This is a genomic window from Kribbella sp. NPDC059898 (assembly GCF_042730855.1).
In the GTDB taxonomy this organism is placed as follows: domain Bacteria; phylum Actinomycetota; class Actinomycetes; order Propionibacteriales; family Kribbellaceae; genus Kribbella.
Window position 1 is genome coordinate 484,051 of the sequence record NZ_JBHWKR010000001.1, and the last position, 23,671, is coordinate 507,721.

At 68.7% G+C, this 23,671-nt stretch carries 24 protein-coding genes; 15 read left to right on the forward strand and 9 right to left on the reverse strand.

The genetic code is table 11. The annotated features are described in order from the left end of the window. The 4 genes from ACFV9C_RS02425 (at nucleotide 1) to ACFV9C_RS02440 (ending at nucleotide 4,033) form a co-directional block, all read left to right on the forward strand. Entirely contained in the window at nucleotides 1-897 is an 897-nt protein-coding gene (locus tag ACFV9C_RS02425) for a carbohydrate ABC transporter permease (RefSeq protein WP_380190198.1), read from the forward strand. Continuing rightward, on the forward strand, nucleotides 894-2,135 hold the full coding sequence (locus tag ACFV9C_RS02430) for a hypothetical protein (RefSeq protein WP_380190200.1): 1,242 nt from the start codon (nucleotides 894-896) through the stop codon (nucleotides 2,133-2,135). Before ACFV9C_RS02425 ends, ACFV9C_RS02430 begins: the two co-directional genes overlap by 4 nt. Nucleotides 2,136-2,586: 451 nt before the next feature. Next, on the forward strand, nucleotides 2,587-3,102 hold the full coding sequence (locus ACFV9C_RS02435) for a hypothetical protein (protein WP_380190202.1): 516 nt from the start codon (nucleotides 2,587-2,589) through the stop codon (nucleotides 3,100-3,102). A 394-nt stretch (nucleotides 3,103-3,496) separates the two neighbouring features. Then, nucleotides 3,497-4,033 carry a hypothetical protein gene (locus ACFV9C_RS02440; protein ID WP_380190204.1) on the forward strand — a complete coding sequence of 179 codons (537 nt, stop codon included), beginning with the start codon at nucleotides 3,497-3,499 and terminating at the stop codon, nucleotides 4,031-4,033. Nucleotides 4,034-4,083: 50 nt separating this feature from the next. Here the strand turns inward: ACFV9C_RS02440 and ACFV9C_RS02445 are convergent, their stop codons facing one another. Beyond that, nucleotides 4,084-4,974 carry a LysR family transcriptional regulator gene (locus ACFV9C_RS02445; protein ID WP_380190206.1) on the reverse strand — a complete coding sequence of 297 codons (891 nt, stop codon included), beginning with the start codon at nucleotides 4,972-4,974 and terminating at the stop codon, nucleotides 4,084-4,086. Between the two features lie 81 nt (nucleotides 4,975-5,055). Between ACFV9C_RS02445 and ACFV9C_RS02450 the strand changes: the two genes are divergently transcribed. Next, entirely contained in the window at nucleotides 5,056-5,913 is an 858-nt protein-coding gene (locus ACFV9C_RS02450) for a DMT family transporter (protein WP_380190208.1), read from the forward strand. After that, nucleotides 5,889-6,245, forward strand: a complete 357-nt coding sequence (locus ACFV9C_RS02455; RefSeq protein ID WP_380190210.1) for a YbaK/EbsC family protein — start codon at nucleotides 5,889-5,891, stop codon at nucleotides 6,243-6,245. Before ACFV9C_RS02450 ends, ACFV9C_RS02455 begins: the two co-directional genes overlap by 25 nt. Before the next feature lie 167 nt (nucleotides 6,246-6,412). Here ACFV9C_RS02455 and ACFV9C_RS02460 read toward each other — a convergent pair whose 3' ends face one another. The 3 genes from ACFV9C_RS02460 to ACFV9C_RS02470 form a co-directional block, all read right to left on the reverse strand. Beyond that, nucleotides 6,413-7,807 carry a ricin-type beta-trefoil lectin domain protein gene (locus tag ACFV9C_RS02460; RefSeq protein WP_380190212.1) on the reverse strand — a complete coding sequence of 465 codons (1,395 nt, stop codon included), beginning with the start codon at nucleotides 7,805-7,807 and terminating at the stop codon, nucleotides 6,413-6,415. Nucleotides 7,808-7,868: 61 nt separating this feature from the next. Next, nucleotides 7,869-9,932, reverse strand: coding sequence for a YhgE/Pip family protein (locus tag ACFV9C_RS02465; RefSeq protein WP_380190214.1), 2,064 nt, complete (start codon nucleotides 9,930-9,932; stop codon nucleotides 7,869-7,871). Further along, nucleotides 9,929-10,633 (reverse strand): hypothetical protein, encoded by a 705-nt coding sequence (locus tag ACFV9C_RS02470; RefSeq protein WP_380190216.1) that lies wholly within the window; start codon nucleotides 10,631-10,633, stop codon nucleotides 9,929-9,931. The genes ACFV9C_RS02465 and ACFV9C_RS02470 overlap by 4 nt, the downstream gene beginning before the upstream one ends. A gap of 56 nt (nucleotides 10,634-10,689) precedes the next feature. Between ACFV9C_RS02470 and ACFV9C_RS02475 the strand changes: the two genes are divergently transcribed. Next, nucleotides 10,690-11,301 carry a TetR/AcrR family transcriptional regulator gene (locus tag ACFV9C_RS02475; RefSeq protein WP_380190218.1) on the forward strand — a complete coding sequence of 204 codons (612 nt, stop codon included), beginning with the start codon at nucleotides 10,690-10,692 and terminating at the stop codon, nucleotides 11,299-11,301. Here the strand turns inward: ACFV9C_RS02475 and ACFV9C_RS02480 are convergent. After that, nucleotides 11,282-12,751: a molybdopterin-dependent oxidoreductase gene (locus ACFV9C_RS02480; protein ID WP_380190875.1), complete on the reverse strand. Its 1,470-nt coding sequence runs from the start codon at nucleotides 12,749-12,751 to the stop codon at nucleotides 11,282-11,284. The two genes, ACFV9C_RS02475 and ACFV9C_RS02480, sit on opposite strands and share 20 nt — an antisense overlap. 293 nt (nucleotides 12,752-13,044) lie before the next feature. Next, on the reverse strand, nucleotides 13,045-13,596 hold the full coding sequence (locus ACFV9C_RS02485; RefSeq protein ID WP_344188849.1) for a MarR family transcriptional regulator: 552 nt from the start codon (nucleotides 13,594-13,596) through the stop codon (nucleotides 13,045-13,047). A 197-nt stretch (nucleotides 13,597-13,793) separates the two neighbouring features. Here ACFV9C_RS02485 and ACFV9C_RS02490 point away from each other — a divergent pair, with 197 nt between their 5' ends. The 5 genes from ACFV9C_RS02490 (at nucleotide 13,794) to ACFV9C_RS02510 (ending at nucleotide 18,857) form a co-directional block, all read left to right on the forward strand. After that, nucleotides 13,794-14,810, forward strand: coding sequence for an ATP-binding cassette domain-containing protein (locus ACFV9C_RS02490; RefSeq protein WP_380190220.1), 1,017 nt, complete (start codon nucleotides 13,794-13,796; stop codon nucleotides 14,808-14,810). 76 nt (nucleotides 14,811-14,886) lie between these two features. Continuing rightward, on the forward strand, nucleotides 14,887-15,696 hold the full coding sequence (locus ACFV9C_RS02495; RefSeq protein ID WP_380190222.1) for an ABC transporter permease: 810 nt from the start codon (nucleotides 14,887-14,889) through the stop codon (nucleotides 15,694-15,696). Then, nucleotides 15,689-16,498, forward strand: a complete 810-nt coding sequence (locus ACFV9C_RS02500; RefSeq protein WP_380190224.1) for an ABC transporter permease — start codon at nucleotides 15,689-15,691, stop codon at nucleotides 16,496-16,498. The genes ACFV9C_RS02495 and ACFV9C_RS02500 overlap by 8 nt, the downstream gene beginning before the upstream one ends. A 92-nt stretch (nucleotides 16,499-16,590) precedes the next feature. Beyond that, a complete protein-coding gene (locus tag ACFV9C_RS02505; protein WP_380190225.1) occupies nucleotides 16,591-17,511 on the forward strand; it encodes a hypothetical protein in 921 nt (306 codons plus the stop codon). Then, on the forward strand, nucleotides 17,511-18,857 hold the full coding sequence (locus ACFV9C_RS02510) for a hypothetical protein (protein WP_380190226.1): 1,347 nt from the start codon (nucleotides 17,511-17,513) through the stop codon (nucleotides 18,855-18,857). Before ACFV9C_RS02505 ends, ACFV9C_RS02510 begins: the two co-directional genes overlap by 1 nt. A 62-nt stretch (nucleotides 18,858-18,919) precedes the next feature. Here ACFV9C_RS02510 and ACFV9C_RS02515 read toward each other — a convergent pair whose 3' ends face one another. After that, nucleotides 18,920-19,564: a GNAT family N-acetyltransferase gene (locus ACFV9C_RS02515; RefSeq protein WP_380190228.1), complete on the reverse strand. Its 645-nt coding sequence runs from the start codon at nucleotides 19,562-19,564 to the stop codon at nucleotides 18,920-18,922. Between the two features lie 52 nt (nucleotides 19,565-19,616). Here ACFV9C_RS02515 and ACFV9C_RS02520 point away from each other — a divergent pair, with 52 nt between their 5' ends. Together ACFV9C_RS02520 and ACFV9C_RS02525 are read left to right on the forward strand one after the other, a co-directional pair. Next, complete coding sequence (locus ACFV9C_RS02520) at nucleotides 19,617-20,543, forward strand: hydroxymethylglutaryl-CoA lyase (RefSeq protein WP_380190230.1); 927 nt, start codon at nucleotides 19,617-19,619, stop codon at nucleotides 20,541-20,543. 31 nt (nucleotides 20,544-20,574) lie between these two features. Next, nucleotides 20,575-21,414 carry a helix-turn-helix transcriptional regulator gene (locus ACFV9C_RS02525; RefSeq protein WP_380190232.1) on the forward strand — a complete coding sequence of 280 codons (840 nt, stop codon included), beginning with the start codon at nucleotides 20,575-20,577 and terminating at the stop codon, nucleotides 21,412-21,414. A gap of 66 nt (nucleotides 21,415-21,480) precedes the next feature. Here the strand turns inward: ACFV9C_RS02525 and ACFV9C_RS02530 are convergent, their stop codons facing one another. Beyond that, nucleotides 21,481-22,176, reverse strand: a complete 696-nt coding sequence (locus ACFV9C_RS02530) for an EcsC family protein (RefSeq protein WP_380190234.1) — start codon at nucleotides 22,174-22,176, stop codon at nucleotides 21,481-21,483. A 185-nt stretch (nucleotides 22,177-22,361) separates the two neighbouring features. Between ACFV9C_RS02530 and aat the strand changes: the two genes are divergently transcribed. Further along, nucleotides 22,362-22,961: a leucyl/phenylalanyl-tRNA--protein transferase gene (aat, locus tag ACFV9C_RS02535; protein ID WP_380190237.1), complete on the forward strand. Its 600-nt coding sequence runs from the start codon at nucleotides 22,362-22,364 to the stop codon at nucleotides 22,959-22,961. Here the strand turns inward: aat and ACFV9C_RS02540 are convergent. Beyond that, nucleotides 22,954-23,640, reverse strand: a complete 687-nt coding sequence (locus ACFV9C_RS02540; protein ID WP_380190239.1) for a TetR/AcrR family transcriptional regulator — start codon at nucleotides 23,638-23,640, stop codon at nucleotides 22,954-22,956. The genes aat and ACFV9C_RS02540 overlap by 8 nt on opposite strands. Between the last annotated feature and the right edge of the window lie 31 nt (nucleotides 23,641-23,671).

Here is a 23,671-nt window from a genome sequence, read left to right on the forward strand (position 1 = left end):
GTGGCTCTTCTGACGTCACCGTCGCCGACGGTTGCGCCCGACGTACCGCCTGCTGCTGCTCGGTCGCGGGCCGGCTCACGAGTACTTGGTGGAGTGTCGCAGGGGTTCCTGCTGGTGTGGGGCGCGATGGTCGTGTTCCCGTTGCTGTGGGCGGTGCTCAGCTCGTTCAAGTCCGACCAGGACATCTTCACCAGCCCGTGGAGCTTGCCGTCGCGGTGGCGGTGGGACAACTTCTCGCGGGCGTGGAACGAGTCGCACATCGGCTCGTACTTCTTCAACAGCGTCGTCGTCGTGTGCTGCGGCGTCGTACTGACGTTGCTGTTGTCGTCAGCGGTCGCGTACGTGCTCGCGCGGTTCGAGTTCCCGGGGTCGCGGGTGCTGTACTACGTGTTCGTCGCGGGGATGGTGTTCCCGGGGTTCCTGGCGCTGGTGCCGTTGTTCTTCGTCGTACAGAACCTAGGGTTGCTGAACACGTACTTGGGGTTGATCCTGGTGTACGCCGCGCACGGGATGTCGTTCTCCGTGTTCTTCCTGACGGCTTTCTTCAAGACCCAGTCGAAGGAGCTTGCCGAGGCGGGACTTGTGGACGGGTGTTCTCATTGGGGTGTGCTCTTTCGCATCATGTTGCCGCTCGCCCGGCCCGGCCTGGTCAGTATCGGCATTTTCCAGTTCCTCGGGATGTGGAACGAGTACCTGCTGCCGCTGGTGCTGAACACCGACGAGAGCCGGTACCTGGTCACCCAGGGGCTGGCGAACATCGCGGTCACCCAGGGCTATCACAGCGACTTCTCAGGATTGTTCGCCGGACTGACCATCTCGATAATTCCGGTCCTGGCCGTATATCTTGGATTCCATCGACAGATCAGCGCCGGAATGACCGCGGGAGCCCTCAAGTGACCGAACTCCTCCTGGCCGCCAAGTCCCTGGACGTCACGCCACCACCCGGTCATCGCCTCGACGGGTACGCCGCCCGCGCGGGAGTCGCCACCGGTACGGCGGACCCGTTGAACGCGAGCCTGATCTGGCTGTCGAGCACCGACGACCCGGGCGTCCTGTGGCTGACGCTGGACGCGATCGCCGTCGGCTGCGAGCTCGTCTCCGAACTCGCCTCGGCAGCCGCCGAGGCAGCCGGGATCCCGCCGTCGCACGTCGTGGTGTCCGCGTCCCACACGCACTCGGGACCGTCCGGCTGGACCGGCGAGATCCACCCGGTGATCCCCGCCGCCCGCGAACGCGACCTCGTCGACGCACTGCTCGACACGGTCAGGTCGGTCCGGCTCGAACGGCAACCGGTGACCGCGTCGTGGCGGTCCGTCGAGGTCGTCGGCGTCGGCACCAACCGGCACCGCCGCAACGGCCCGCACGACAACACCGCCGGCATCCTCGCGCTGCACTCGCTCTCGGGTTCCCTCGAAGCGGTGCTGCTCGACTTCGCGTGTCACCCCACGACGTACGGCCCCGAGAACATGAAGTACTCCGCCGACTGGCCGGGTGCCGCCCGCGCCGCACTCGCCCCCGCCGTCGTCGGCTTCCTCCAAGGCGCCGCCGGCGACGTCAGCCCCCGGTTCACCCGCCAGGGCCGCGGCGCCGCCGAAGTCACCCGCCTCGGCACCCTCTTCGCCGGCCGCGTCCGCGAAGCCCTGGCGCACCCCGGCCTGGAACTCCCCCAGTCGCCCCCGGCGATCCGCCGTACGACGCTCACCCTGCCGGTCCGCACCATCCCACCCGCCGCCGAAGCCGAAAAGGTCGTCTCCGCCGCAGCCATCCACCTCAGCGGCACCGACGACCCCTCCGGCCGCATCTCCCAAACCCGCCTCGACGGCGCCCGCGGCCAAGCCCTGATGGCCGCCGCCGCCCTCCCCCCGGCCTTCGACCTCCCGATCAGCGCCGTCACCATGGGCGACGTCTGCTGGATCAACCTCCCAGTAGAACTCTTCGCCGCCCACGGCGCCTGCCTCCAGTCCGACAGCACCCACCCCATCACCCGCGTAGTCGGCTACACCGACGGCTACTACGGCTACGTGGTCGACCCCTCCGCCGCCGAAGCCGGCACCTACGAAGCCCTCATCACCTTCTTCGACCAACCCACCACCAACCACCTCCTCAACCAAACCGCCACCTTCGTCAACAGCTGAGGAATCTCTCCCGCGTGCAGGCGTGAAAGCCCCCGCGTGCAGGTGAAAGATCCCCCCGCGTGCTCCGCGGGTGCTCCGGTCGCTCCGCCCCCTCCCGCCCTCACTCCGCGCGCTACCCACCCACCCCAGCTAGCGTCGGTAGCTCCTCCCGCCGACCGCCGGGTTCCATCCGGCTACCGCCGGGCTCCTTCCGGCTCCGCCTGCATCCTGCGGGCTAGCGCCCGCGATTTTGCTCGCTCCGCTCGCGACCGACCGCCCGGCATCACCGCCCAACGGCGTTACTGAACATCAAGGCCCTACACAGTCACCCAAGGCCAGCCCGACCCGCCCACCTGATCCAGGGCGAACCACCCCTCCATTCCGTTGCTAAGGGCAACGACGGCCACATAACGGCTGTTGCCGTCGACATCGACATGCACTGGATGTCTGAGTCAGCGCCTAAAGTGCTCGCATGCCCTCGCACGTGTTCGTCGACGAGAACAAGTCTCGTGGTCTGCTCATGGCCGCGGCGGCCTGTGTCGCCGGCGACGTCAACGCGCATCGCCGGACGATGCGAAGCCTCCTGCTGCCGCGGCAGCGACGGCTGCATTTCTTCAAGGAATCCGCGGCACACCAACGCAAGATCCTCGGAGTCATCGAAGGCTTCGGACTGGAAGTGAAGCTCTACGCCACACCGTCGGACTCTCACGCTGGCCGCGAACGCTGCCTGAACGCGATCGTCCAGGACGCCGCCGGTACGGCCGAGCGACTGGTCATCGAACGGGACGAATCACGGCTCGAGTTCGACAGGAGAACGCTGTATCGCGCCGTCCGAACCTATGGATGCGTGGACACACTGCAGTACGAGTTGCTCGCGCCGCACCTGGACCCGCTGCTGTGGATCCCCGACGCGGTCGCGTGGTCATGGGCCAAGGGCGGTGAGTGGCGGCAACTGGTCGCGCCGTACTCCGAGCTGACTGAGCTCTGAATGCGCGAAACCCGGCTCACCAACCGTCCGGAAGGCTGCCGGGTCCACTTCCCAAGGGCTACTGCCCCGGGCTACCGCGATTCTACTACGGCGATCGCGTTCGAACCACGATTCCGACTGACGAATCAACCTCAGGGCCGGACAGTAGCGGGCCTGGCGGCAGACAGATAATGACCCTGCGCCGTCAACCTGCTTGAGTGTCGTCCGCGTAGGTGACGCCGGATGCTCGAGGAGGGACCAGAGTGGAGGAGCATTCCTACCGGCGGGATCGCTTTCCGGCTGGGCGTCGTCTCGGCGCTGTGATCGGCGGACCCTCGGTGCCCCGGCGGTGTCCCGATCTGGTGGCCGGCTTGGATCCCCACGTGAACGGCGTCCAACCGGCATGGTTGCTTTGATGCATTCGATCGGAGGAACGATGGCAATTTCGCCGTTGGTTCTGACGGGCGGGCCTGCAGTCGGGAAGAGTGCGACCGGTAGGGCGCTCGCGGAGGGGCATCCGAGGTGTGCCTATGTTGATGTAGACGACATACGGCAGCTTGTCGTGTCGGGTGCCGCGGCTCCGTGGGATGACGATGAAGGGCTTGAGCAACAAAGGCTTGGTGTGGTGAATGCGTGCGGGATTGCGCGCAACTTCCTGGCCGCTGGCATCGATGTTGTCATCGCCGACGTCCTCACCCCCGAGACGTCCGAGCTGTACAAGCAGAACCTGCCCGGCTGCGTGATCGTGCACCTCAGGGTCGGCCTACCGGAGGCACTACGGCGGGCAGCCTCTCGGGAGGCATGGCTCACCGACACCGAGTTCCGAATGCTCCACGCCCAGAACGCGTCGAACCCGCCGTACGCCGACCATCACATCCAGGTCGACACGCTCGACCTGCCACATCAGATTGCTGTGGTCGCAGCCCTGTGGAGCGAAGGGCACGGCGGATAGTCCTTCAGTCAGCGAGGGCTTCAGCACTCCTCATCCCGTCGTCTGGCTTCTCACGCTCCAGCGGTGCGGATGGTGCGGGCGGCTTTCGTGAGTTGGGTGAGGGTGGTGCGGACGGCGGTGCGGGCGGTGTGTTCGGGGCGGTGTAGGGCGTCTATGTGGCGGAGGGTGTGGACGCCGCGGAGGGGGTGGAGGGAGATGGCGGGGTGGGGGCGGGCGGTCCAGCGGGGGATGAGGGCGAGGCCGGCGCCGGCGGCTACGAGTTCGGTGACTACGGTGAACTCGTTGACGCGGTGGACCAGGTTGAGGCGGTGGTTGGCGGCGGCGCCGATGGCTTCGATGGTGGCCATCAGGGGGAAGCCGTCGTGGACGGTGATCCATGGTTCGTGGGCGACGTCGCGTGGGGTGAGGACGCGCTTGGCTGCCAGCGGATGGTCGATGGGTACGGCGACGTCGAGCGGCTCGCGGAGCAGCGGGGTGACGGTGACCGTACGCGGCCAAGCCTCCGCATGGTCGAGGCGATGGGCCAGCACGATGTCGTACTCGCGGGTCAGTGGTGGGAACTCGTCCTGCGGTACGTCCTCGTCGTGCAGGTGCAACTCGGGCCCAGCCTGGAGAAGCAACGGAAAGAACGCGGCCGCGGCACTGTGGAACGCCGCGAGAGAAACCGAACCGTCCGGCAGCGAGACGAACTCCTCGACGGCGTGCCTCGCACGGGCCAGTGCCGACTCGACGTCTACCGCGGCGCTCGCGAGAGCCTGACCGGCCGGGGTGAGGACGACCCGGCGGCCGGAACGTTCGGTCAGCGGCACCGGCATCGAGCGCTGCAGCAGCCGCAACTGCTGCGACACCGCCGACGGCGTCACCAACAGCGCCTCCGCCGCGGCCGTCACGCTGCCGAGCTCGCCGACTTCCCGAAGTACCCGCAACTGCCGTTCGTCCACGAACAACACTGTAGGCCCGCTACAACCTCGTTGAAGAACTTCGGTCTTGGCTACAACATCGGAATCGGTCACCGTGGACCCGTGCCCGGATCCCGCCGTATCGACCTCGTCCTGCTGATGGTCGCGATCGTCTGGGGCTCGAGCTACCTCGCGGCGAAGACCGCGACCGCAACCCTGCCCGTACTCACCGTGCTGTTCCTCCGCTACGCCATCTCCGCCCTGGCCCTGCTTCCCGCCGCCCGACGCGCCAACCGCACCGAGCGGCGTACCGGCCTTATCCTCGGCCTCACCCAGGCTGCGGTTCTGATCCTCGAGACGTACGGCGTCACGCACACCACCGCCGCGAACGCCGGCCTGATCATCAGCCTCACTCTCGTCCTCACGCCGCTGCTGGACCGCCGCCGCTTGCCGCCGAAGTTCTACCTGGCCGCCGCGATCTGTGTGGCAGCCGTCGGCCTGTTGATGTCCGGCAACGGCCTGCACCAACCGGGCATTGGCGACCTCCTGATGCTCGCGGCCGCCGTCGTACGCGCCGGTCACGTCGCGCTCGTCGGCCGTCTCGCGCACGACGTACGCCCGCTCCAACTGACCGCGATCCAGTCCCTTGTCGGTACGGCGCTCTTCGTCGTACCCGGCCTGCCCCACCTGCCGACCGGGCCGGCGACCTGGCTGCAGGTCACGTACCTAGCCCTGTTCTGCAGCGTCTTCGCGTTCCTCGCGCAGACGTGGGCCGTGCAGCGTACGTCGGCCAGCCGTGCCAGTCTGCTGCTCGGCACCGAGCCGATCTGGGCCGTTGCCATCGGCATCGGTCTCGGCGACGAGCGGCTGACCGTACCGGCCGCGCTCGGCGCCGTACTCCTGCTGGCCGGCACCACCTGGGGCCAATCCATCGAACGCCGCCATCGGGAGGCCGCATGTCTGACACCTACGCCCGTCTGATCGCCCTGCTCGACGGCGTCCCATACCAGCTGATCGACCACGCCCCCGACGGAACCACCGAGACGGTCAGCGCACTCCGTGGTCACCCGGTCGCGCAGGCCGCGAAGTGCATCATCCTGCTGGTCAAGCCCGACAAGCGCACCACGAAGTACGTGCTGGCCGTCGTCCCCGGCGACCGCCGCGTCGACCTCGACGCGATCAAGCAGTTGTACGCCGCCCGGTACGTCGGATTCGCCGACGCCGCGACGGCCGAGCGGCTCGCCCGTACGGTCCCGGGCACCGTCCTGCCGTTCAGCCTCGACCCGGAACTCGAACCGATCACGCCCCGCTGACGCCGTCGATCTGCTCGCGCAAGATGTCCGCGTACCAGCCGGCGGCGGGCGTCCTGCTCGGACAGGCCGCGGAGCTTCTCCACCACGACCTGCCGGTGCGATTCCAGAAAGGCCTCTAGTACTTCACGCTCTCCCGCAGTACGTACCAAGTCCTCCACGCAAGGACTCTAACGGGTCCACTTCTGGTCGTCAGATCCGTTACAGGCGGCCGTTACGACCGCGGCGCCGTTGCTTGTGCCTGCTGCGGTGAGGCAGCGAGCAGGGTCGGCAACGCTGGTCACGGTCTGGTCTGCGTTGAGCTCCCACGCCTGGTTGGTTGCCCCGGTGCAGTTCTCGATGGTGACCGACGTACCGGACGTCATGCACTTGTCGGCGTACACCGTGAGCTGTTTGGTCGCCGTGTAGTTCCAGGACTGGTTGCCGCCGTTGTTACAGTCCCACAGGTCAAGCGACGTACCAGGTGCCGTTGAGAACCCAGGCACGTCGGTGCACCGCCCACTGGCGACCCCACGCAGCGGCTGACCCGGCGGGGACGGCGGCAGCGTGTTGGTCGGCTCGTCCTTCAGCAACCGCCAGCCCCACCACAGCTGGTCCAGCCCGCTCCGGCTATTGACCTGGAGATCAGCCGGGCCTACCTGGGTAGTCATCGAGTAAGAGTCGCCAGTACGAAGCCCTGGCCAGTAAACGATGCCCATCTCGTTCTCACGGGCGACCTGCGTGAGCGCACCGAGGTACGCCGTGTACACGTTGCCCTCGTGGTTGCCGTAGTTCAGCCCGATCGTCATCGGCGACCCGGCCTCGTCGATGATCGTCCGCGACCCGTACGACCCGATCCGCGGCCGGATGTTCGCCAGCCAGGCCGCCTCGGTGGTGTCGGACGCCCAGAACCCGTAGAAGTGCAGCGAGAGCAGTGTCCCCTGCAGTTGCGGCGCCGCGCCGACCCCGGTGACGTTGTCGTTGTACCCGGTGCCGGAGATGACGATCCGGCTCCGCGGTACGTCGCTGTGCCGGGCGATCCACGCCGACGTCAGCGAGACCCAGTCCGGCAGTGAGTACCCGAACGGCTCGTTCATCGGCTCGAAGTACACGTGCGGGTTCTTGGCGTACGCCTTCACCACGGTGTCCCACATGGCGCCGTACGCCGCGGTGTCGTCGACCCGGCCGTCCTTGGCGTTGTCGGCCTCCCAGTAGCTGAGGATGACGTTGAAGCCGCGCCCGACCGCGGCGTCGATCGCACCGCGGTACGAGGTCCACCAGGCGGTCCCCACGCTGGACGGGTTGATCGGCAGCCGGACCGTGTTCGCCTTCAGTTCCTTGCGGAACTCGCCCACGATCCCGTCCGCCTTGCGGTACGTCGTCGCGTAGTCGTCCGCTGTACTGAGGCCGGACGGGACGACCGCGTCGTGGGCGTAGTTGTCCCGCGGATCGGCCCAGTTCACCCCGCGGAACGCGCCGGTGTTGCCGGGCAGCGGAGCCGCCGTGGACGGGGGGACGGTGAGCGCTGTGAGGGCGGCGGCGACCGAGAGCGTCGCGGCGGCGAGGCGCCGGGCTGGTGATCTCATGCCGCCGATGTTCACGCAAACATTTCTCCCCGTCAATGCCTCGGCGCCGACTACCGAGCGGCTACAGGACCAGTTCCGGTTGCAGCTTCTTCGCCGGCCAGACCCGCTGCTTGCGGGCCGCCAGGGTGGACGCGGCGATCGCGACCACGAACCACGCCCCCAGCGCGAGCAGGTCCCGCCCGAGCGACGCGCCGGGCCCGCCGTACATCAGGTGCCGGACGCCGTCGATCGCGTAGCTCATCGGCAGCGCGTGGTGGAAGAAGTACAGCGGCTCCGGGATCGTCTGCCACGGGAACGTACCGCCGGCGCTGACCAGCTGGACCACCATCAGCACGAGGCCAAGGAACTTACCCACCGCACCGAACCACGCCGACAATGCGTGCAGGATCGCGACGAAGGTGAACGACGTGAGGATCAGGAATCCGACCGTCAGCCATGGATGCGCAGCATTGATGCCGAGGCCGAGTACGACGGTCACGAACACCAGCGTCGCCTGCACCGCACCGAAGAGCGCCGGCGGCAACCAACCGCCGAGCGCCACCCGGAACGGAGACTGCAGCGCGGCCAGCGCACGCGGCGACAGCGGCCGGACCAGCAGGAACAGGACGTACGCCCCGATCCAGCAGGCCAGGCTGAGGAAGAACGGCGCCAGGCCGGCACCGTAGCTGTCAGCGGTGGCCTGTGAGACGTTCTGCAGAGTCACCGGAGCACCCAGCGTCTCCGCAACGGCCTTGCGCTGGTCTGCGGTCGGGTTGGGGATCTGCTTCAGGCCGTTCTGGAGCCCTGTGTTCAGCTGGGTCGCACCGGTCTTCAGCTGACCCATCCCGGTGGCAAGACTGTTCACACCGGTCAGCAACTGGCCCTGGCCGGTCACGGCCTGCTGCTCACCGGCAGCCAGCTTCTGTGCACCGGTTTGCAGGGTGCCGAGCCCAGTCTTCAGCTGGGTGGCGCCTGTGTTGAGCTGGTGTGCACCGTTGGCTGCAGTGCTGATCCCGTTGGTCAGTGCGGGCGTCGCCTTGGCCAACTCGGACGCGCCGTCAGACACCTTCCGCGCGCCGGTCGCAAGCTGGTTGAGCTGCTTGGACGTCGACTGGATCTTCGTGTTCGCCTGTACGACGGGAGTCCGCAGCTTCGCCGTCTCCAGAAGAATGACCCGGATCTGGTGCTGGCTGAGGCCCTGCTCCTTCAGCTTCGCGGCCAGCTGGGCGTCGAACGTCTTCAGGTCCTGGACCAGCGTGCTGGACGCGGTCGCCACCTGCTTGCCGACACCGGCGATCTTCTCGTTGCCATCAGCAACCTGGTTCGCACCGTCGGCCAGTTGCTTCGTCTGCCTCGGCAGCGACGCGGTCTTGTCCTTCAGGGTCCCCAGACCGCTGTCGAGCTGCGCGGCACCTGAAGCGAGCGACGACGCGCCCTGCGACGCCTGCGTTGCCCCCGTGGCCAGCTGCGTCGCACCGGCCGACAGCTGCTTCTGTGCGGTGTTGAGTTGCGTCGCGCCGGTCTGCAGCTTCGTGACACCAGTCGCGGCAGAAGTCAGGCCTGTCTGCAGCTGGGCGGCACCGGCGGCCGCAGTACCGATCTGCTTGTGGATGGTGTTGTAGCCGGCCAGCAGCTGCGACGCGGCGGTCTCGCTGACCTGTGACGCCACCGTCTTCGTCACCTGCGCGACGACCTGGTTGGCGATCGTGTGGGCGATGTAGTTGTTGGCGTCGTTCGTCAGCAGCTCCAGCTCCGCCTGCCGCGGCTTGAAGTCCGCGCTCGACGCCAGGTCGCCCGAGAACGACTTGGGCAGCACCAGCGCGAACTCGTACTTCCCGTCCGACACACCCTGCGTCGCGTCCGCACGGTTCACCTGATGCCAGTCGAAGCTCTTCGACTTCACGAGTTCGTCCGCGACCTGCGGTCCGACGTTGAGCTTCTCGCCGGTCGCCAGCGTCGTACCTTGATCTTCGACGACGACCGCGGTCGGGATCTTGTTGAGCCGGCCGTACGGGTCGTGGTTCGCGTAGAGGTACAGGCCGCCGTACAGCACCGGCACCAGCAGCAGCGCGACCACGGCCAGCTTGGGCAGCCGTCCGGCCGTCAGGCGCCGCAACTCACTCAGGGCCATCCGCAGCGCGGTCACGCCTCTGTCTCCTCTTCGTCTTCTTCTTCAATTGCAGCTACAGGCTCAACAGGAGCGATCGGCGCGACCTGCACCGGGTCAGGCTGGTCCGTTTCGCCCATGCGCGCGGCCTTGATGTCCAGCAACCGCGCTGACGCGTCGGCACACGTGATGATCACGCCGTACCCCTCTGCCGCCAGCCCGCGCCCCAGCTCGTACCAGTCGTGCGGATCGCCGCCATGTCGATCCGGCATGGTCAGAATCACCACCTGTACGTCGGGACGCGCAACGGTGAGCTCCGTGAGCAGTCTGGTCCGTACGGCGACCGGGAGGTGCTCGAACCGTTTGTCGGCGTGCTCCGCGGCGTCGTGCTCGTTCAGCCACTCCAGCACGGCCTTACGCCCCGCCTTGCGGCCGGCGATCGCCAGCTCCTCGCCGACGACCGTCTGAACCGGCAGCGCGTCGTCCGGCTCGGTGATGCCGGGTGCATCGACCACGGCGACCCGCCGCCGCAGCAGCGCGAGATCGGCCTTGCCATCGAACCGGACCGTGCCGGTGTCGGGCTTCAGCCGACCGGACAGCCCCAGCGCCGCGGCCACGTGGCCTGCGCCCGGGTAACCGGTCAGCAGCACCACCTGATGATCCGCGACCGACACCGACGTGGCGAGCAGCATCGGTGCGTGCGGGCCACGCACACTGATCCCGACGGCCTCGAGCTCCATCCTGCATCCCCGTTCAATACGGTTGTGTATTCAATACAGAACTGTATCCTACTCCTATGGAACCTCCCAAGCGCCGCCGTTCGAACACGCGGGCCCGTCTTCTCGAAGGCGCCCTCGAGGTGTTCGCCGAGCGTGGGTTCCACGGCGCGTCGGTGGAGGACATCTGCGAGCGCGCCGGGTTCACCCGCGGCGCCTTCTACTCGAACTTCGGCTCCAAGGACGAGCTGGTGCTCGCGCTGTTCCAGGCGACCACGGATCGGCTCCTCGAGCAGATCGAGGCGCTGCTGCCGGAGCTCGCGACCCAGCCCGGCTCGCTGCTCGACGCCGTACTGGGGCTGCTCGACGAGACCGCGCCGGACCAGCGGCAGTGGCACCTGATCTCGGCCGAGTTCACGCTGCACGCGCTCCGCGACCCGGAGGCCGCGGAGTCGCTGAACAAGCAGCGCGCGATGTTCCGCGAGAGCCTGACCCGGCTGGTCGAGCAGATCACCGAGACGAGCGGCCTCGAGCTGACCGTCCCGGCGGAGCAGTTCGTCCGGATGGTCATCGCCGTCCACGAAGGTGCCCGGTCGCAGAGCCTGCTGGAGCCGGACCTGGTACCGGCCGGATCTCTCGAGCACACGTTCCTGCCGATGGTGCTGGAGGCGGTCAGTCGACCTTCACACTGACCGTGTGCAGGCCGGTCGCGCCGTTCGGGGCGGGCGGTGCGGAGGACTCGACCTGCGGATTGCCCTGCGCGTCGAACGCCCGTACCTGCAGCATGTGCGTGCCGTGCGGCGCGTTCCACGTCCAGTGCCACTGCCGCCAGGTGTCCACCGACGGGTCCGTCGCCAGCGTCGCTTGTAGCCAAGGGCCCCCATCGACGCGGACCTCGACCTTGGACACGCCGACGTGCTGGTCCCAGGCGACGCCGGCCACGGTCACCGGGCCCGGCGCGACCTTCTTGTTCTGCGGGGTGTCGATCCGCGACGACAGCTTGATCGGCCCCAGCGCAGACCACCCGCGCGGCGTCCAGTACCCCTCGAACTGGTCGAATCGCGTCACCTCGATGTCGACCAGCCACTTCGTCGCGGAGACGTAGCCGTACAGCCCGGGTACGACGATCCGCACCGGGAAGCCGTGCTCCACCGGTAGCGGTTCGCCGTTCATCGCGAACGCGAGCATCGCCTGGCGGTCGTCGAGCAGCGTGGGCAGCGGCGTACCGGCGGTGAAGCCGTCCTTCGACGTGGACTTGATCGCGTCCGCGTCCTTCGACGGGCCGGCCTCCTGGAGGAGGTCCTTGAGTACGACGCCCGACCAGAGCGCGTTGCCGATCAGGTCGCCGCCGACCTCGTTGCTCACGCAGGTGAGCGTCACCCACTTGTGGATGACCTGGCGTTTGAGCAGGTCGTCGAAGGTGAGGTTGAGCTCGCGGCCGACCATGCCGTGGATGCGCAGTTTCCAGTCCGCGGGCACGATCTGCGGGACCGAGAGGGCGGTGTCGATGCGGTAGAAGTCCGCGTTCGGGGTGGCCCACGGTACGGCGCCTTCGGCCTGGACGCCGGGTGGCGGCGCGAGGGTCGGGGGCTTCGGGAGCTGGAGCTGTTTGCGGGCGTCGGCGACGGCGGCGCGGTTCCCGCCGACGACCTTGCTGAGCCCGGCGAGCGCGACCGAGCCGAGGGCTACGCCGGCCGACAGTTGCAGGAAGCCGCGGCGGCTGACGGCATCGTCGGGGAAGTCGACGAGCGGTTCGAGGCGGCGACTGAACAGGCGCAGGATCAGGAGCGCGGTGACGCCGGCGAGCATCGACGGGAGGAACCCGGTCTGGCCGGAGTCGGCGCGGGTGAATGCTGCCGCCACGGCGACGCCACTGAGCGCGATCGTGATGAGGGCACCGGCCCAGTAGCGGCGTACCGAGAGGATTCCGCCGACCGCGGCAAGCAGTGCGACGGCGATCAGGATGCCGATCCGGAGCGCGGTCTTGTCATGGGTCCCGAACCAGGAGATCGCCAGGTCCTTCAGCCACGGCGGCACCCGGTCGATGAACGCCGACCCGATCGCCACCACCGGCGTCTGCGGCGTCCCCAGCAGCCCCGCAACCACACCTCCCACCGCCAGCCCCGCCAAGGCCGCCAACACCCCACCCACGGCCCCGCGCCACCACAACCCCCGGCGCCGAACTCCATCGGTCCTGGGCGGTCCGCCTGCGTTCCCCGGTCCGCCCATCTCTGGAGGTTTGGTGGGCGAACTCGTGGGACTACCTGCCCCGCCCGTCGCCCCGGTGCCTCCTGGGGCGTAGGTCGGCCAGTGGTCGGGGGTGCCGGGTTGGCGCTGGTTCACTTCTCAACGATTGCGCGAAGGGGCGCCCGACACCAGTCGGGCGCCCCATCCGTTAGTCGCGGGTAATGCGGTTGGTGAAGTTGTGGTGCTGGTCAGATCCGGTCGGGCGTGATCGGCCCCAGACCCGGCCGGCCATTCGGCCAGCGACGGGCGTTGTCCCGGACCCGGCGGAGCTTGCCGAGGACGACGTCACGTTCGTCCGCCAACTGGGACATCCAGAGGCTGTCGATCTCGAGCAGGTGATCCGGCAGTGCGTCGCGCAGCCGCCGCTTCCCCTCCTCGGTCAGGACGGCGAACGAGCCGCGGGCATCGTCAGGGCAGGGCTCCCGGCGAACCAGGCCGAGGTTCTCGGCTCGGTCGACCAGACGGGTAATGCCACCAGTGGTGACGGTCAGCTCCCGCGCGAGGGAGGTCAGACGCTGCTTCTCCCCGTTGCTACGGGCCAGCCGCAGCAACAGTTCGAACATTGCCATTTGCAGTCCACTGCGCTTCAAGGAATGGCGCATCAGGTGATCCAGCTCGGCAGCTGCTTCTCGCAGCAGCCCGTAGGCCGTCAGCACGTCGCTTTCCCAGGGTTCGGCGGCGCGAGTGGGTTCTGCATCGGCGAGCGCTAGGGGCGAGCAAAGCGAAGGCGCGATGGTCATGCGCGGACTCTATTAGCTGACCAGTTCACTTCGCTACACGGGGTGACCCTTCGGCTACAGATCGACCCAGAACCGCAAACCTCCCGAGCGTAACGGACAACCTGAACCATATCTGGTCTAGTACGGTGAAAAACGTACTGCGGGGACGGCCGGAACAGTGGGAGGATGACCGTTCGCGCTCGCTGGGGAGGGTCCGAATGGCAGTGATCGAGGCGTCCGACCTCGTCAAGGAGTTCTCCCGGCCCGCGGTCCTGCCGGGCCGCCTGCCCCGCGTGCGCGCCCTGTTCAGCACCAAACGCGACATCACCCGCGCGGTGAACGGGGTGAACTTCGAGGTCGAGCCGGGCGAACTCGTCGGGTACCTCGGCCCGAACGGCGCCGGCAAGTCGACAACCATCAAGATGCTGACCGGGATCCTCACCCCGACCTCCGGCGTCTGCCGGGTCGCCGGCCTGGAGCCGTCCCGCGACCGCGCCCGGAACGCCCGCAACATCGGCGTGGTGTTCGGTCAGCGGACGCAGCTCTGGTACGACCTCCCGCTCCGCGACTCGTTCGAAGTACTGGCGGACCTCTACACCCTGGACCGTACGACGTACCGCAACCGCGTCGGGCTCTTCACCGAACTGCTCGACCTGTCCGACTTCCTGGACACGCCGGTGCGTTCGCTGTCGCTCGGGCAGCGGATGCGTGGCGACCTGGTCGCCGCAATGCTGCACGAGCCGTCGATCCTGTTCCTCGACGAGCCGACCGTCGGCCTGGACGTGGTCGCCAAGGCGCGGTTGACCGAGTTCATCGCGGAGACCAACCGGACCGCAGGCACGACCGTCGTCCTGACCACCCACGACATGGACGACGTCGAACGGCTCTGCCAGCGCATCATCGTGATCGACTCCGGCACCGTCCTGTACGACGGGGACCTGTCGCGGCTGAAGGAACGCTTCATGCCGTACCGGTTCCTCGTCCTCACGCTGGCCGAACGCAGCATCCGCCGGGTCGCGGACATCCCGTTCGCGACCGAGGTGGACGCCGCCGCGGTCGGCACCGTGCTGCCGTACCCGGACCGCAGCGTCGTACTGCGCTTCGACCCCCGGGAGATCACCACCCCCGAGCTGATCGCCCGGGCGTCGCAGGTCTACCAGGTCGACGAGCTGTCGATCGTGGATCCACGGCTCACCGACGTGATCTCGCAGCTGTACGACGGACTGCTGACGTGAGCACGGCAGGGCAGGACGGGCCACTGAGGTGAGCACGGCAGAGCGCGGCGGGGCAGGACCGACTGCTGACTTGAGCATGGCGGAGCAGGTGGCGCGGATCCGGGCGTTCCGGGGTATGACCCGGGCCGGGACGCGATCCGTGCTGATCTACCGCGGCGATCTGATCACCGGCGCGGTGACGCTGGTGATCCAGGTCGTGCTCGCGATCGCGGTCTGGCGGATCGTGTACGGCGGCCGTGGGCCGGTCGCCGGGGTGGACGTGCGTACGGCGGTCGCGTACGCGGCGATTGCGGCGTGTCTGCAGTCGGTGCTCCTTCCGTGGCAGTTCTCGTCGTTGCCGATGCGGATCCGGAACGGTCAGATCGCGACCGACCTGGTCCGCCCGCTCGGCCTGATGGGGCAGGTCCTCGGCCAGAACCTCGGCGTACTGCTCGGCCGGCTGCCGCTCGGCGCGATCGGGCTCGCGGCGGCGGGCGTGATCGGTGCGCTCGTGCTGCCGCCGAGTGCGGGTGCGTTCCTCCTTTCGCTGGTGGCCACGGTGGCCGGCGTGGCCGTGGCGATGTTGTGCAACCTGATCGTGTCGATGGTGACGTTCTGGACGTTGGAGGTCAGCGGGCCGCTGATCGTGTACCGGTTCGGGAGCGCGTTCCTCTCCGGGTCACTGATCCCGTTGTGGTTCATGCCCGGCTGGTTGCGGTCGACGGTGGAGTGGCTGCCGTTCCAGGCGCAGGTCTACACCCCGGTGTCGATCTATCTCGGCCGGCTGCACGGCGGCGAGGCGCTCGCGCTGGTCGGCGTACAGCTCGTGTGGGTCGTCGTACTGGCGCTCCTCCTCGAGTTGGTGTGGCGACGTGCGCGGCACAAGGTGGTGGTGCAGGGTGGCTGAGCAGTCGTGGCTCCGGCAGTACCTGATCCTCGAGCGCGCGGCGTTGCGGGCACAGCTGCAGTACCGCGTGAACCTCTGGACCACGTTGATGGGCGGCGTCGCCTTTCAGGGCACCCAGTTGTTGTTCCTCGGGGTCCTCCTCGGAAAGTTCGGTCTGATCGCGGGCTGGGGCTTCCCGGAGGTCGCCTTCGTGTTCGCGATGCGGCTGGCATCGCATGCGCTGTACGTCGTACCGTTCGGGGCCTTGATGCTGACCGACGAGATGGTCCGCGACGGCGAGTTCGACCGGGTGCTGTTGCGTCCGGTGAACCCGTTCCTGCAGTTGGTCACCCGGCGGTTCTCGCTGATGTCGCTCGGCGACGCGCTGCTCGGTATCGGCGCGCTGATCATCTTCAGCAGGCAAGCACCCGTCGACTGGGACGCCGTCAAGGTCGCCTATCTGCTGCTGGCGGTGCTCGGCGGCAGCCTGATCGAGACCGGCATCGCAACCTTCTTCTGCGGCTTGTCCTTCGTCGCCACCTCCACGTTCTCGCTGCGGATCTTCGCCGACAGCTCGATCACCCAGTTCTCCGGATACCCACTCACCATGTTCGGCCGCACCACCTTCTACGCTTTCTGCACCGTCTTCCCGATGGCGTACATCTCCTTCCTGCCGGCAACAGTCCTGCTGGACCGCAGCTCGGACGTCCCACTTCCCACCTGGCTCACCACCGCCTCCCCACTGGCCGGGCCGGTCGTCCTGGCGCTCGGCTATGCGTTCTTTACCAAGATGATGCCGAGATACACGAGCCCCGGGAGCTGACGATTCGGGCCTGTGGATAACTTCCGCGGCGGCTGCCCGATTTTTGCCACCCTTGATCCGTGAGGTTCTCAACCGGCGGATCGGGGAGTCAGATGAGCGACACGAGCGAGAAACAGTCACCGTTCGGGCGCGGGTTCATTGCGGCCTGCATCGTCATCGGGGCCGTGCTGCTGTGCGGCGTCGCGCTGCTCGTGAGCGGCCGATCGACCTCCGCCGCCCAGCAGCAAGCCGCAGGCTCGACCAATGCCGCCGCCGCGGAATCCGGCGCGCCGCCCGCACCCGCGCAGCCGACAGGACCTGCGCAGCCGACAGGACCTGCGCAGCCGACCGGACCCGCACAGGACCCCGGATCCGCGCATGAGACCGGTTCCGCGCAGGGGACTGCATCCGCGCAGCCGACAGGACCCGGCCAGCCGACCGGACCCGCGGAGCCGACGGCGCCCGGTTCGGCGAGTGCGGGTCGTTCGCAGGGCTCCGGCGGATGCGGTCTGGCCGCCGCCGACCAGGCGATTCCGGCGAAGGCGCCGGCTGTGGACAGCTGGGAGGTCAGCAGCCGGATCGTCGTACCGCGTGCGTCGAAGTACGGCCCGGCCGTGATCGACGGCGACGGGTTCCGCCGGTGCTTCGCGCACTCGCCGACCGGTGCCGTGTTCGCCGCGTACAACGCCTACGCGGCGATGGCCGACCAGACCAAGGTCGTCGCCACCGCGCGCCGCCTGATGGTCCCGGGCCCGGCGACCGACGCGTTGGTCCGTGAGCTCGAGTCCGACGACACGGCCAGCGGCTACAGCGTGCCGCAGCTCGCCGGGTACCGGATCATCGACGCCGGCGCGGACCGGGTCAGCCTGATGCTGGCCACGCCCGTCGACACGGCGTACATGAGCCTCAGCCTCACTCTCGTGTGGCAAGCGGGTGACTGGCACCTGCAACCGCCGGCCCCGGGCGATCCGGTCGGCGCACCGTTCGCCCAGCACCGTGACCTGTCCGACTTCGTTGCCTGGAGTGGTGTCTGATGTGCGGAAAGATGGACGTCGCCTGCTACATCAAGGACGGCTTTCAGTCGGTCGCGAACAATGCCATCGACCAGATCCGCCACGAGGTTTCCGAGAGTGCGTTGAGCACCTTGGACTCGATGACCTTCTGGCTACGGCCGCAGACCCCGTCCGTGGCCAACGGGCAAACCTGGGCGAACAGCCCCACCATCGAGTTCCTGCACTCGAACCTGCTCGGGGTCACGGGTTCCGTGTTCGCGGTGGCGATCGTGATCGCCGGCCTGCGGATCGCCTGGGAGCAGCGGGCGAAGCCCCTTCAGGACCTGCTCAAGATGATGCTGACCTTCGTGGTCGTCGCCGGGATGGGGACGGCCACCATGGAGTTGCTGATCTCGTGGTCGGACCAGTTCTCGGTCGGCATCATCGACAATGTGGCCAAGGACATGTCGCTGGCGGCCTCGTTCGGTGGTCCGAAGGACGCGGACGGCAAGGTGCGGAGCATCGTCGCGGACAGCATGCCCGCGATGCTGGCGATCCTGAGCAGTCTGGGGGTGATCATCGCCTCGTTGATCCAGATCGTGCTGATGCTGGTCCGGTCGGCGCTGCTGGTGCTGCTCGCCGGAGCGTTCCCGCTGGCCGCCGCGGCGACGAACACCGAGATCGGCCGCAACTGGCTCCGGAAGTTCTGCGGCTGGTCCCTGGCGTTCATCGCGTACAAACCGGCGGCGGCACTGGTGTATGCGGCTGCGATGAAGCTGGCTCACGACCCCGTCGCCGGCGGCGCCGACGGCAGCGGTGGCGGTAACGGCCTGATGCCGGCGATGACCGGAATGATGATGCTACTGCTCGCCATCTTCGCGCTGCCCGCTTTGCTGCGCTTCATGGTGCCGGTGACCGCGGCCGTGGCCGGTGGCGGTTCCGCGATGGGCAGCTCGGTCGCGGACCCGGGTGGCATGGCGACCGGAGCGGTGAACGTCGGCAGCTCCGGCGCTGGATCGGCCCGCGGGGCGGGTGCGACCGGCAGCTCGGCAGGTGGTGGCGGGGGTGCGACCGGTGCGGCGCTCGCCGGTGGCAAGGCTGCCGGGGCCGCGAGCTCGGCGGGGGTCGGCCTCGCGGCCGCCCGGAAGGCTGCCGGCGGAGTCGCCGGAGCAGCCTCCCACTCGGCCGGTGAGTCGGGCGGCGGTGCCGTGACGCCGGCGTCCGCGAGCGGCCCAATGGCCGGCGGCTCAGGTCACCGGGCTTCGAGGCCCAGCCGCAGTCACGCCTCGACGACTCCGCACAGCCACAACTCGACGGCCCAGCAAAGCCGCGACTCGACGAGCCAGCACAGCACTCCGGAATCCGTCGGCCCGCCTGGAGCCTGGTGAGGCGAATGCGCGCTTGTGAGCGGTTTCCCCAGGGTTTTCCACAGCTGTGGATTTCTGTGGTGCTACTTCAGGAGCAGTGCCTCGGACCCGACCGGCTGGTAGCCGGCGGCCAGGAAGGTGCGCAGGGACGCGGCGTTCCCCGGAGTGATCTGGGCCCAGATCGAGGCGGTCGGCGGAATCAGGGCGCGGGCGGCCAGCGCGAGCCGGCGACCGTGGCCCTGCTGCCGGGCGTTCGGCGGTACTTCGACGGCACACTCCAGCCGGTCCGCCAGGCCGCGCCCGGTCAGCACGAGGCCGTCGTGGGTGTCGACGTACACCCGGACGTCGTCGCGGTACTGCCAGGCTCGGTCGACCCGGGGGTGGTCGAGGTCCTGGAGTTCGGTGAGGCCGGCGGTGGCGGCGGCGCGCTCGTCCGGGTCCGTGACGGCCGGGGCGACCAGCATCGCGTCGAGTGCGCTGACCCGGCGGCCGGTGAACTGTTCGAGTGCGGACAGGAACGGCGGGTTCGTCGGAGCGCACAGGTCGCCCTCCGGGACCCGCTCCGCGACCCACGCCGGGTCGACGTCCGCGGCGATCACGATATGACCGGTGAACGACACCACGCAGGACTCCCGCTCCGACGGCGGTGCGACGACCGAGACGCCGAGATCCGGGGGCGGGAAGACGCCGCGTTCGGCGGCACGCAGAATGGCAGCAAGAGTTGTCATCAGGAGCATTGTCGCGGCCCGCGGCCCGCTCGACCGCCGAGGAGGCAGCAGGATGCGCGAACCGCAGCTGGTCACGGCCGAGGGACTGCCCGACCGGGTCACGATCTACGAGGTCGGCCCGCGGGACGGGTTGCAGAACGAGTCGGCGGTCGTCGACGTAGCGGTCAAGGCGGAGTTCATCCGGCGACTGGTCGACGCCGGCCTGACGACGGTCGAGACGACGAGTTTCGTGCACCCGAAGTGGGTCCCCCAGTTGGCCGACGCGGCCGAGCTCCTCGATCAGCTCGACCTGCCCGACGGCGTCCGCGCCCCGGTCCTGGTCCCGAACGAGCGCGGCCTCGACCGCGCGCTGGCGGCCGGTGTCCGGGAGATCGCGATCTTCGCGAGCGCGACCGAGACGTTCGCGACGAAGAACCTGAACTCCACGCTGGACGAGCAGTTCACGATGTTCACGCCGACGATCCAGCGGGCGCTCGACGCAGGGCTGACCGTCCGTGGGTACGTGTCGATGTGTTACGGCGACCCGTGGGAGGGCGACGTACCGATCGACCAGGTCGTCAAGGTCGGGGCGCGGCTCGTCGAGCTCGGCTGCGACGAGCTCTCGCTCGGCGACACGATCGGTGTCGCCACACCGGGGCAGGTCACCGCGCTGATCAGGGCGTTCACGGCCGCCGGCGTACCTGTGGACAAACTCGCGGTGCACTTCCACGACACGTACGGCCAGGCGCTCGCCAACACGCTGACTGCTCTCCGCGAAGGCGTCACCACCGTCGACAGCTCGGCCGGCGGGCTCGGCGGCTGCCCGTACGCCGAGAGTGCCACCGGCAACCTTGCCACCGAGGATCTCCTCTGGCAGCTGAACGGCCTCGGCATCCAGACCGGCGTCGACCTCGAGAAGCTCGTCACCACGTCCGCCTGGATGGCCGAGCAGCTGGGCAAGCCGTCCCCGAGCCGTGTGGTCCAAGCCCTCGCCGGCTGAAAGTGTCGGTGGCGGCAGGGAAACTGAGCGGGTGAGTGCGCAGCGGGTTGAGCTTGGCGAGTTCTTGAAGGCGCGGCGTGCGCGGGTTACGCCCGAGGACGTCGGGCTGCCCGGCGGTGGACGGCGGCGTACGCCGGGTCTGCGGCGGGAGGAGCTGGCGCAGCTGGCCGGCGTCGGCGTGACTTGGTACACGTGGCTGGAGCAGGGGCGGCCGATCAACGCCAGCGGGCAGGTGCTGGATGCGGTGGCGTCGACGTTGCGGTTGACGCCGGTGGAGCGCGAGCACCTGTACCGGCTGGCCGAGGCGACGCCGGTGCGGCTGCCGCGGGTGACGGACTGCGCGAGCGAGGCGGTGTTCGAGGACATCCTCGACGGGCTCGATCCGCTGCCGGCGGTGATCACCAACACCCGGTTCGACATCGTCCGGGCGAACCGTGCGTACCACGACCTGTTCCACGACTGGCACCAGCTGCCCTGCATCCATCAGAACCTGCTCTGGTGCATCATCACCGAGCCGTCCGCCCGCGAGCAGCTGCTCAACTACGACACCGAGGTGCCGTATCTGGTCGGCCGGCTGCGGTCGGCGTACGGCGAACACGTCGGCGACCCGGACTGGGAGACCGATCTCGCCCGGCTGCGGTCGATCTGTCCCGAGTTCGAGCAGCTCTGGTCGCGGCACGAGGTGTCGGCCTGTACGCCGCGGCACCGCCGGATCAAGAACCCGCGAGCCGGCGAGCTGAACCTGATCGTCACCGAACTCGCCGTCTCCGCCCACTCCGACCTGGTCCTGTACGTGGAAACCCCCGCCGACGAGGAGACCCGCGCCAAACTCCCCCTCACCCGCCGGGAGCCGGCGGACCGGTCAGCGTGACACCCGGAAGACGTCCGGCAACGGCTGCACCTGGTCCGGGCAGTCGAGTGTCCTAGAACGCCGCCGTCACGGCTCGATCGGTCGGGGGATCCGGCGGATCAGGCTCTTGTCCGCGAATTGGCCGACGCGGTACGTCGACCAGCCGTCGACGCCGGCGCCTACCGCGCCGCCGAGCAGCGGGATCCGCCGGGTCACGGTCAGGGCCATCCGCTTGCCGCTGATCCGTCCGATCAGCTCCGCGACGACCTCGCCGGACACCTGCCGGTCGAGCACCGGGTCGAACACCGGCGCGGTCGCGATCGCCAGCGGTGACGACACCAGGCTGGACTTCTTCAGTCGTGCGGTCACGCCCTCCTCGCCGAGCAGGCAGGTGATGACCGCCGTACGGACGCGGGGATCGTCGAGGTCGTACCCCCGCAGATGAGCGATCGCCGCCACCATCCGGCACTGCACGACCGCGAGCCCGGTCAGGTTGGCGGGCAGTGCGACCGGGAGCGTGACGAGACCGCCGATGCTGGTCGCGAACCCCTGCACGCCGGCGAGCCGGATGTGCTGGTCGATGACCGCGTCGATCGCGAGCGTGACGTCGCCGTCGCAGCGCTCCAGCTTGTGGTCCGCGATCCGCTCCGCGCCCGGGAACCGCTGGTACCCGTCGATCGCGATCTCGAGGATCTGACGCAACACGCCGCCGGCTGCGGTCGGGGCGAACCGCTGGGCTGCGGGCGCGAGACTACTGGCGACGAACCTGGCTACTCCGGCCACGGTGCTCCTTCCCGCCCGGCCCCACGCGTCAGAACCCGGACGTGCTTCAACTGTACGTGGCTCCCGGCCCCTCGCCACTCGGGAGAAACCCTTGGTGTCCCCTAGGTGAGAATGGTCGCGTGCCAGTAGAACCTGCTCCGACTCAGTGGGAGTTCCCGCCTGTGGGTGTGGCCGGGAGCAGTGACGTGGTGGCGGGGGGTGCCGATCTCGCGCCGGGGACCGTGCTGGCGGCGTACCGGCGGGGGCTGTTCCCGATGCCGGACCACCGGGGGTCGACGCTGTGGTGGTCGCCGGTCGACCGTGGCGTGATCGAGGTCGACGGGTACCGGCAGACGCGGTCGCTGCGGCGGGCGCGGGCGAAGTTCGAGATCCGGGTGAACACCGCGTTCGACCAGGTGATCCGTGCCTGCGCCGACCCGCGCCGTCCCGGGTCGTGGATCGACCGCGACATCATCGCGTCGTACACCGAACTGCACCGGCTCGGCTGGGTGCACTCGGTCGAGGCCTGGAACGGCGACCAGCTGGCCGGCGGGCTGTACGGCGTGGCGATCGGCGGGCTGTTCGCGGGCGAGTCGATGTTCCACCACCAGACCGACGGCTCGAAGGCGGCCGTCGCGGGCACGATCGAGCTGCTGAACGACGAGTACGCCGCCGACCGGGTCTTCGACATCCAGTGGGTGACCGACCACCTCGCCACCCTCGGCGCGGTGTCGATCCCGCGCGAGACCTACGTACGACGGGTCGCCCGCGCCGTCGACGTACCGCTGCCGAAGGCCTTCAGCTGAGCCCGACGAACGCCGCCATCTGCCGGGCGGTCGACGCGAAGAACTCGTCCGCCGGGTCCATCGACCCGACCAGCTGACCGAACAGCTCGAAGCTGATCATCCCGAACAGCTGCGTCCACACGATCACCGCCCGCACCAGCACCGCCGGCGGCACGTCCGGCGCCAGCGCGAGCAACACCTCCGTCTGCTGGGCCAAGGCCCCCTCGGGCTCCGGCGCATCCGCCGGTACGGCGAGCCGTCCGTCCGCGTGGGCCCGCTGCAGCAACCCGAGCAGCGCCAGCGGTACCCGCGCCGCCGGCTCGACCGTCGTCTGCGGCGCCTGGTACCCGCTGATCGGCGACCCGTAGATCAGCGCGTACTCCTGTGGATAAGTCCGCGCCCACCCGCGGACGGCGGCATAGATCGCGAGCCACTCCTCGACCGGATCCCCCCCGGTCACGGCCCCCTCGGCCGCCGCGCCGAGCGCGTTGTACGCGTCGATGATCAGTGCGGTGAGCAGCTCGTCGCGGCTCGCGAAGTACCGGTACAGCGCCGAAGACACCATGCCGAGCTCGCGGGAGATCGCCCGCAACGAGAGCGACTCGGCGCCGACCGTCGCCAGCTGCTGCCTGGCGACTGCCTTGATCTCGTCGGTCAGCTCGGCCCGGGCACGTTCACGGGCAGTACGTCCGGCGTTCATGTGGCCAGTCTGCCACAAAACCGAGAGCAGT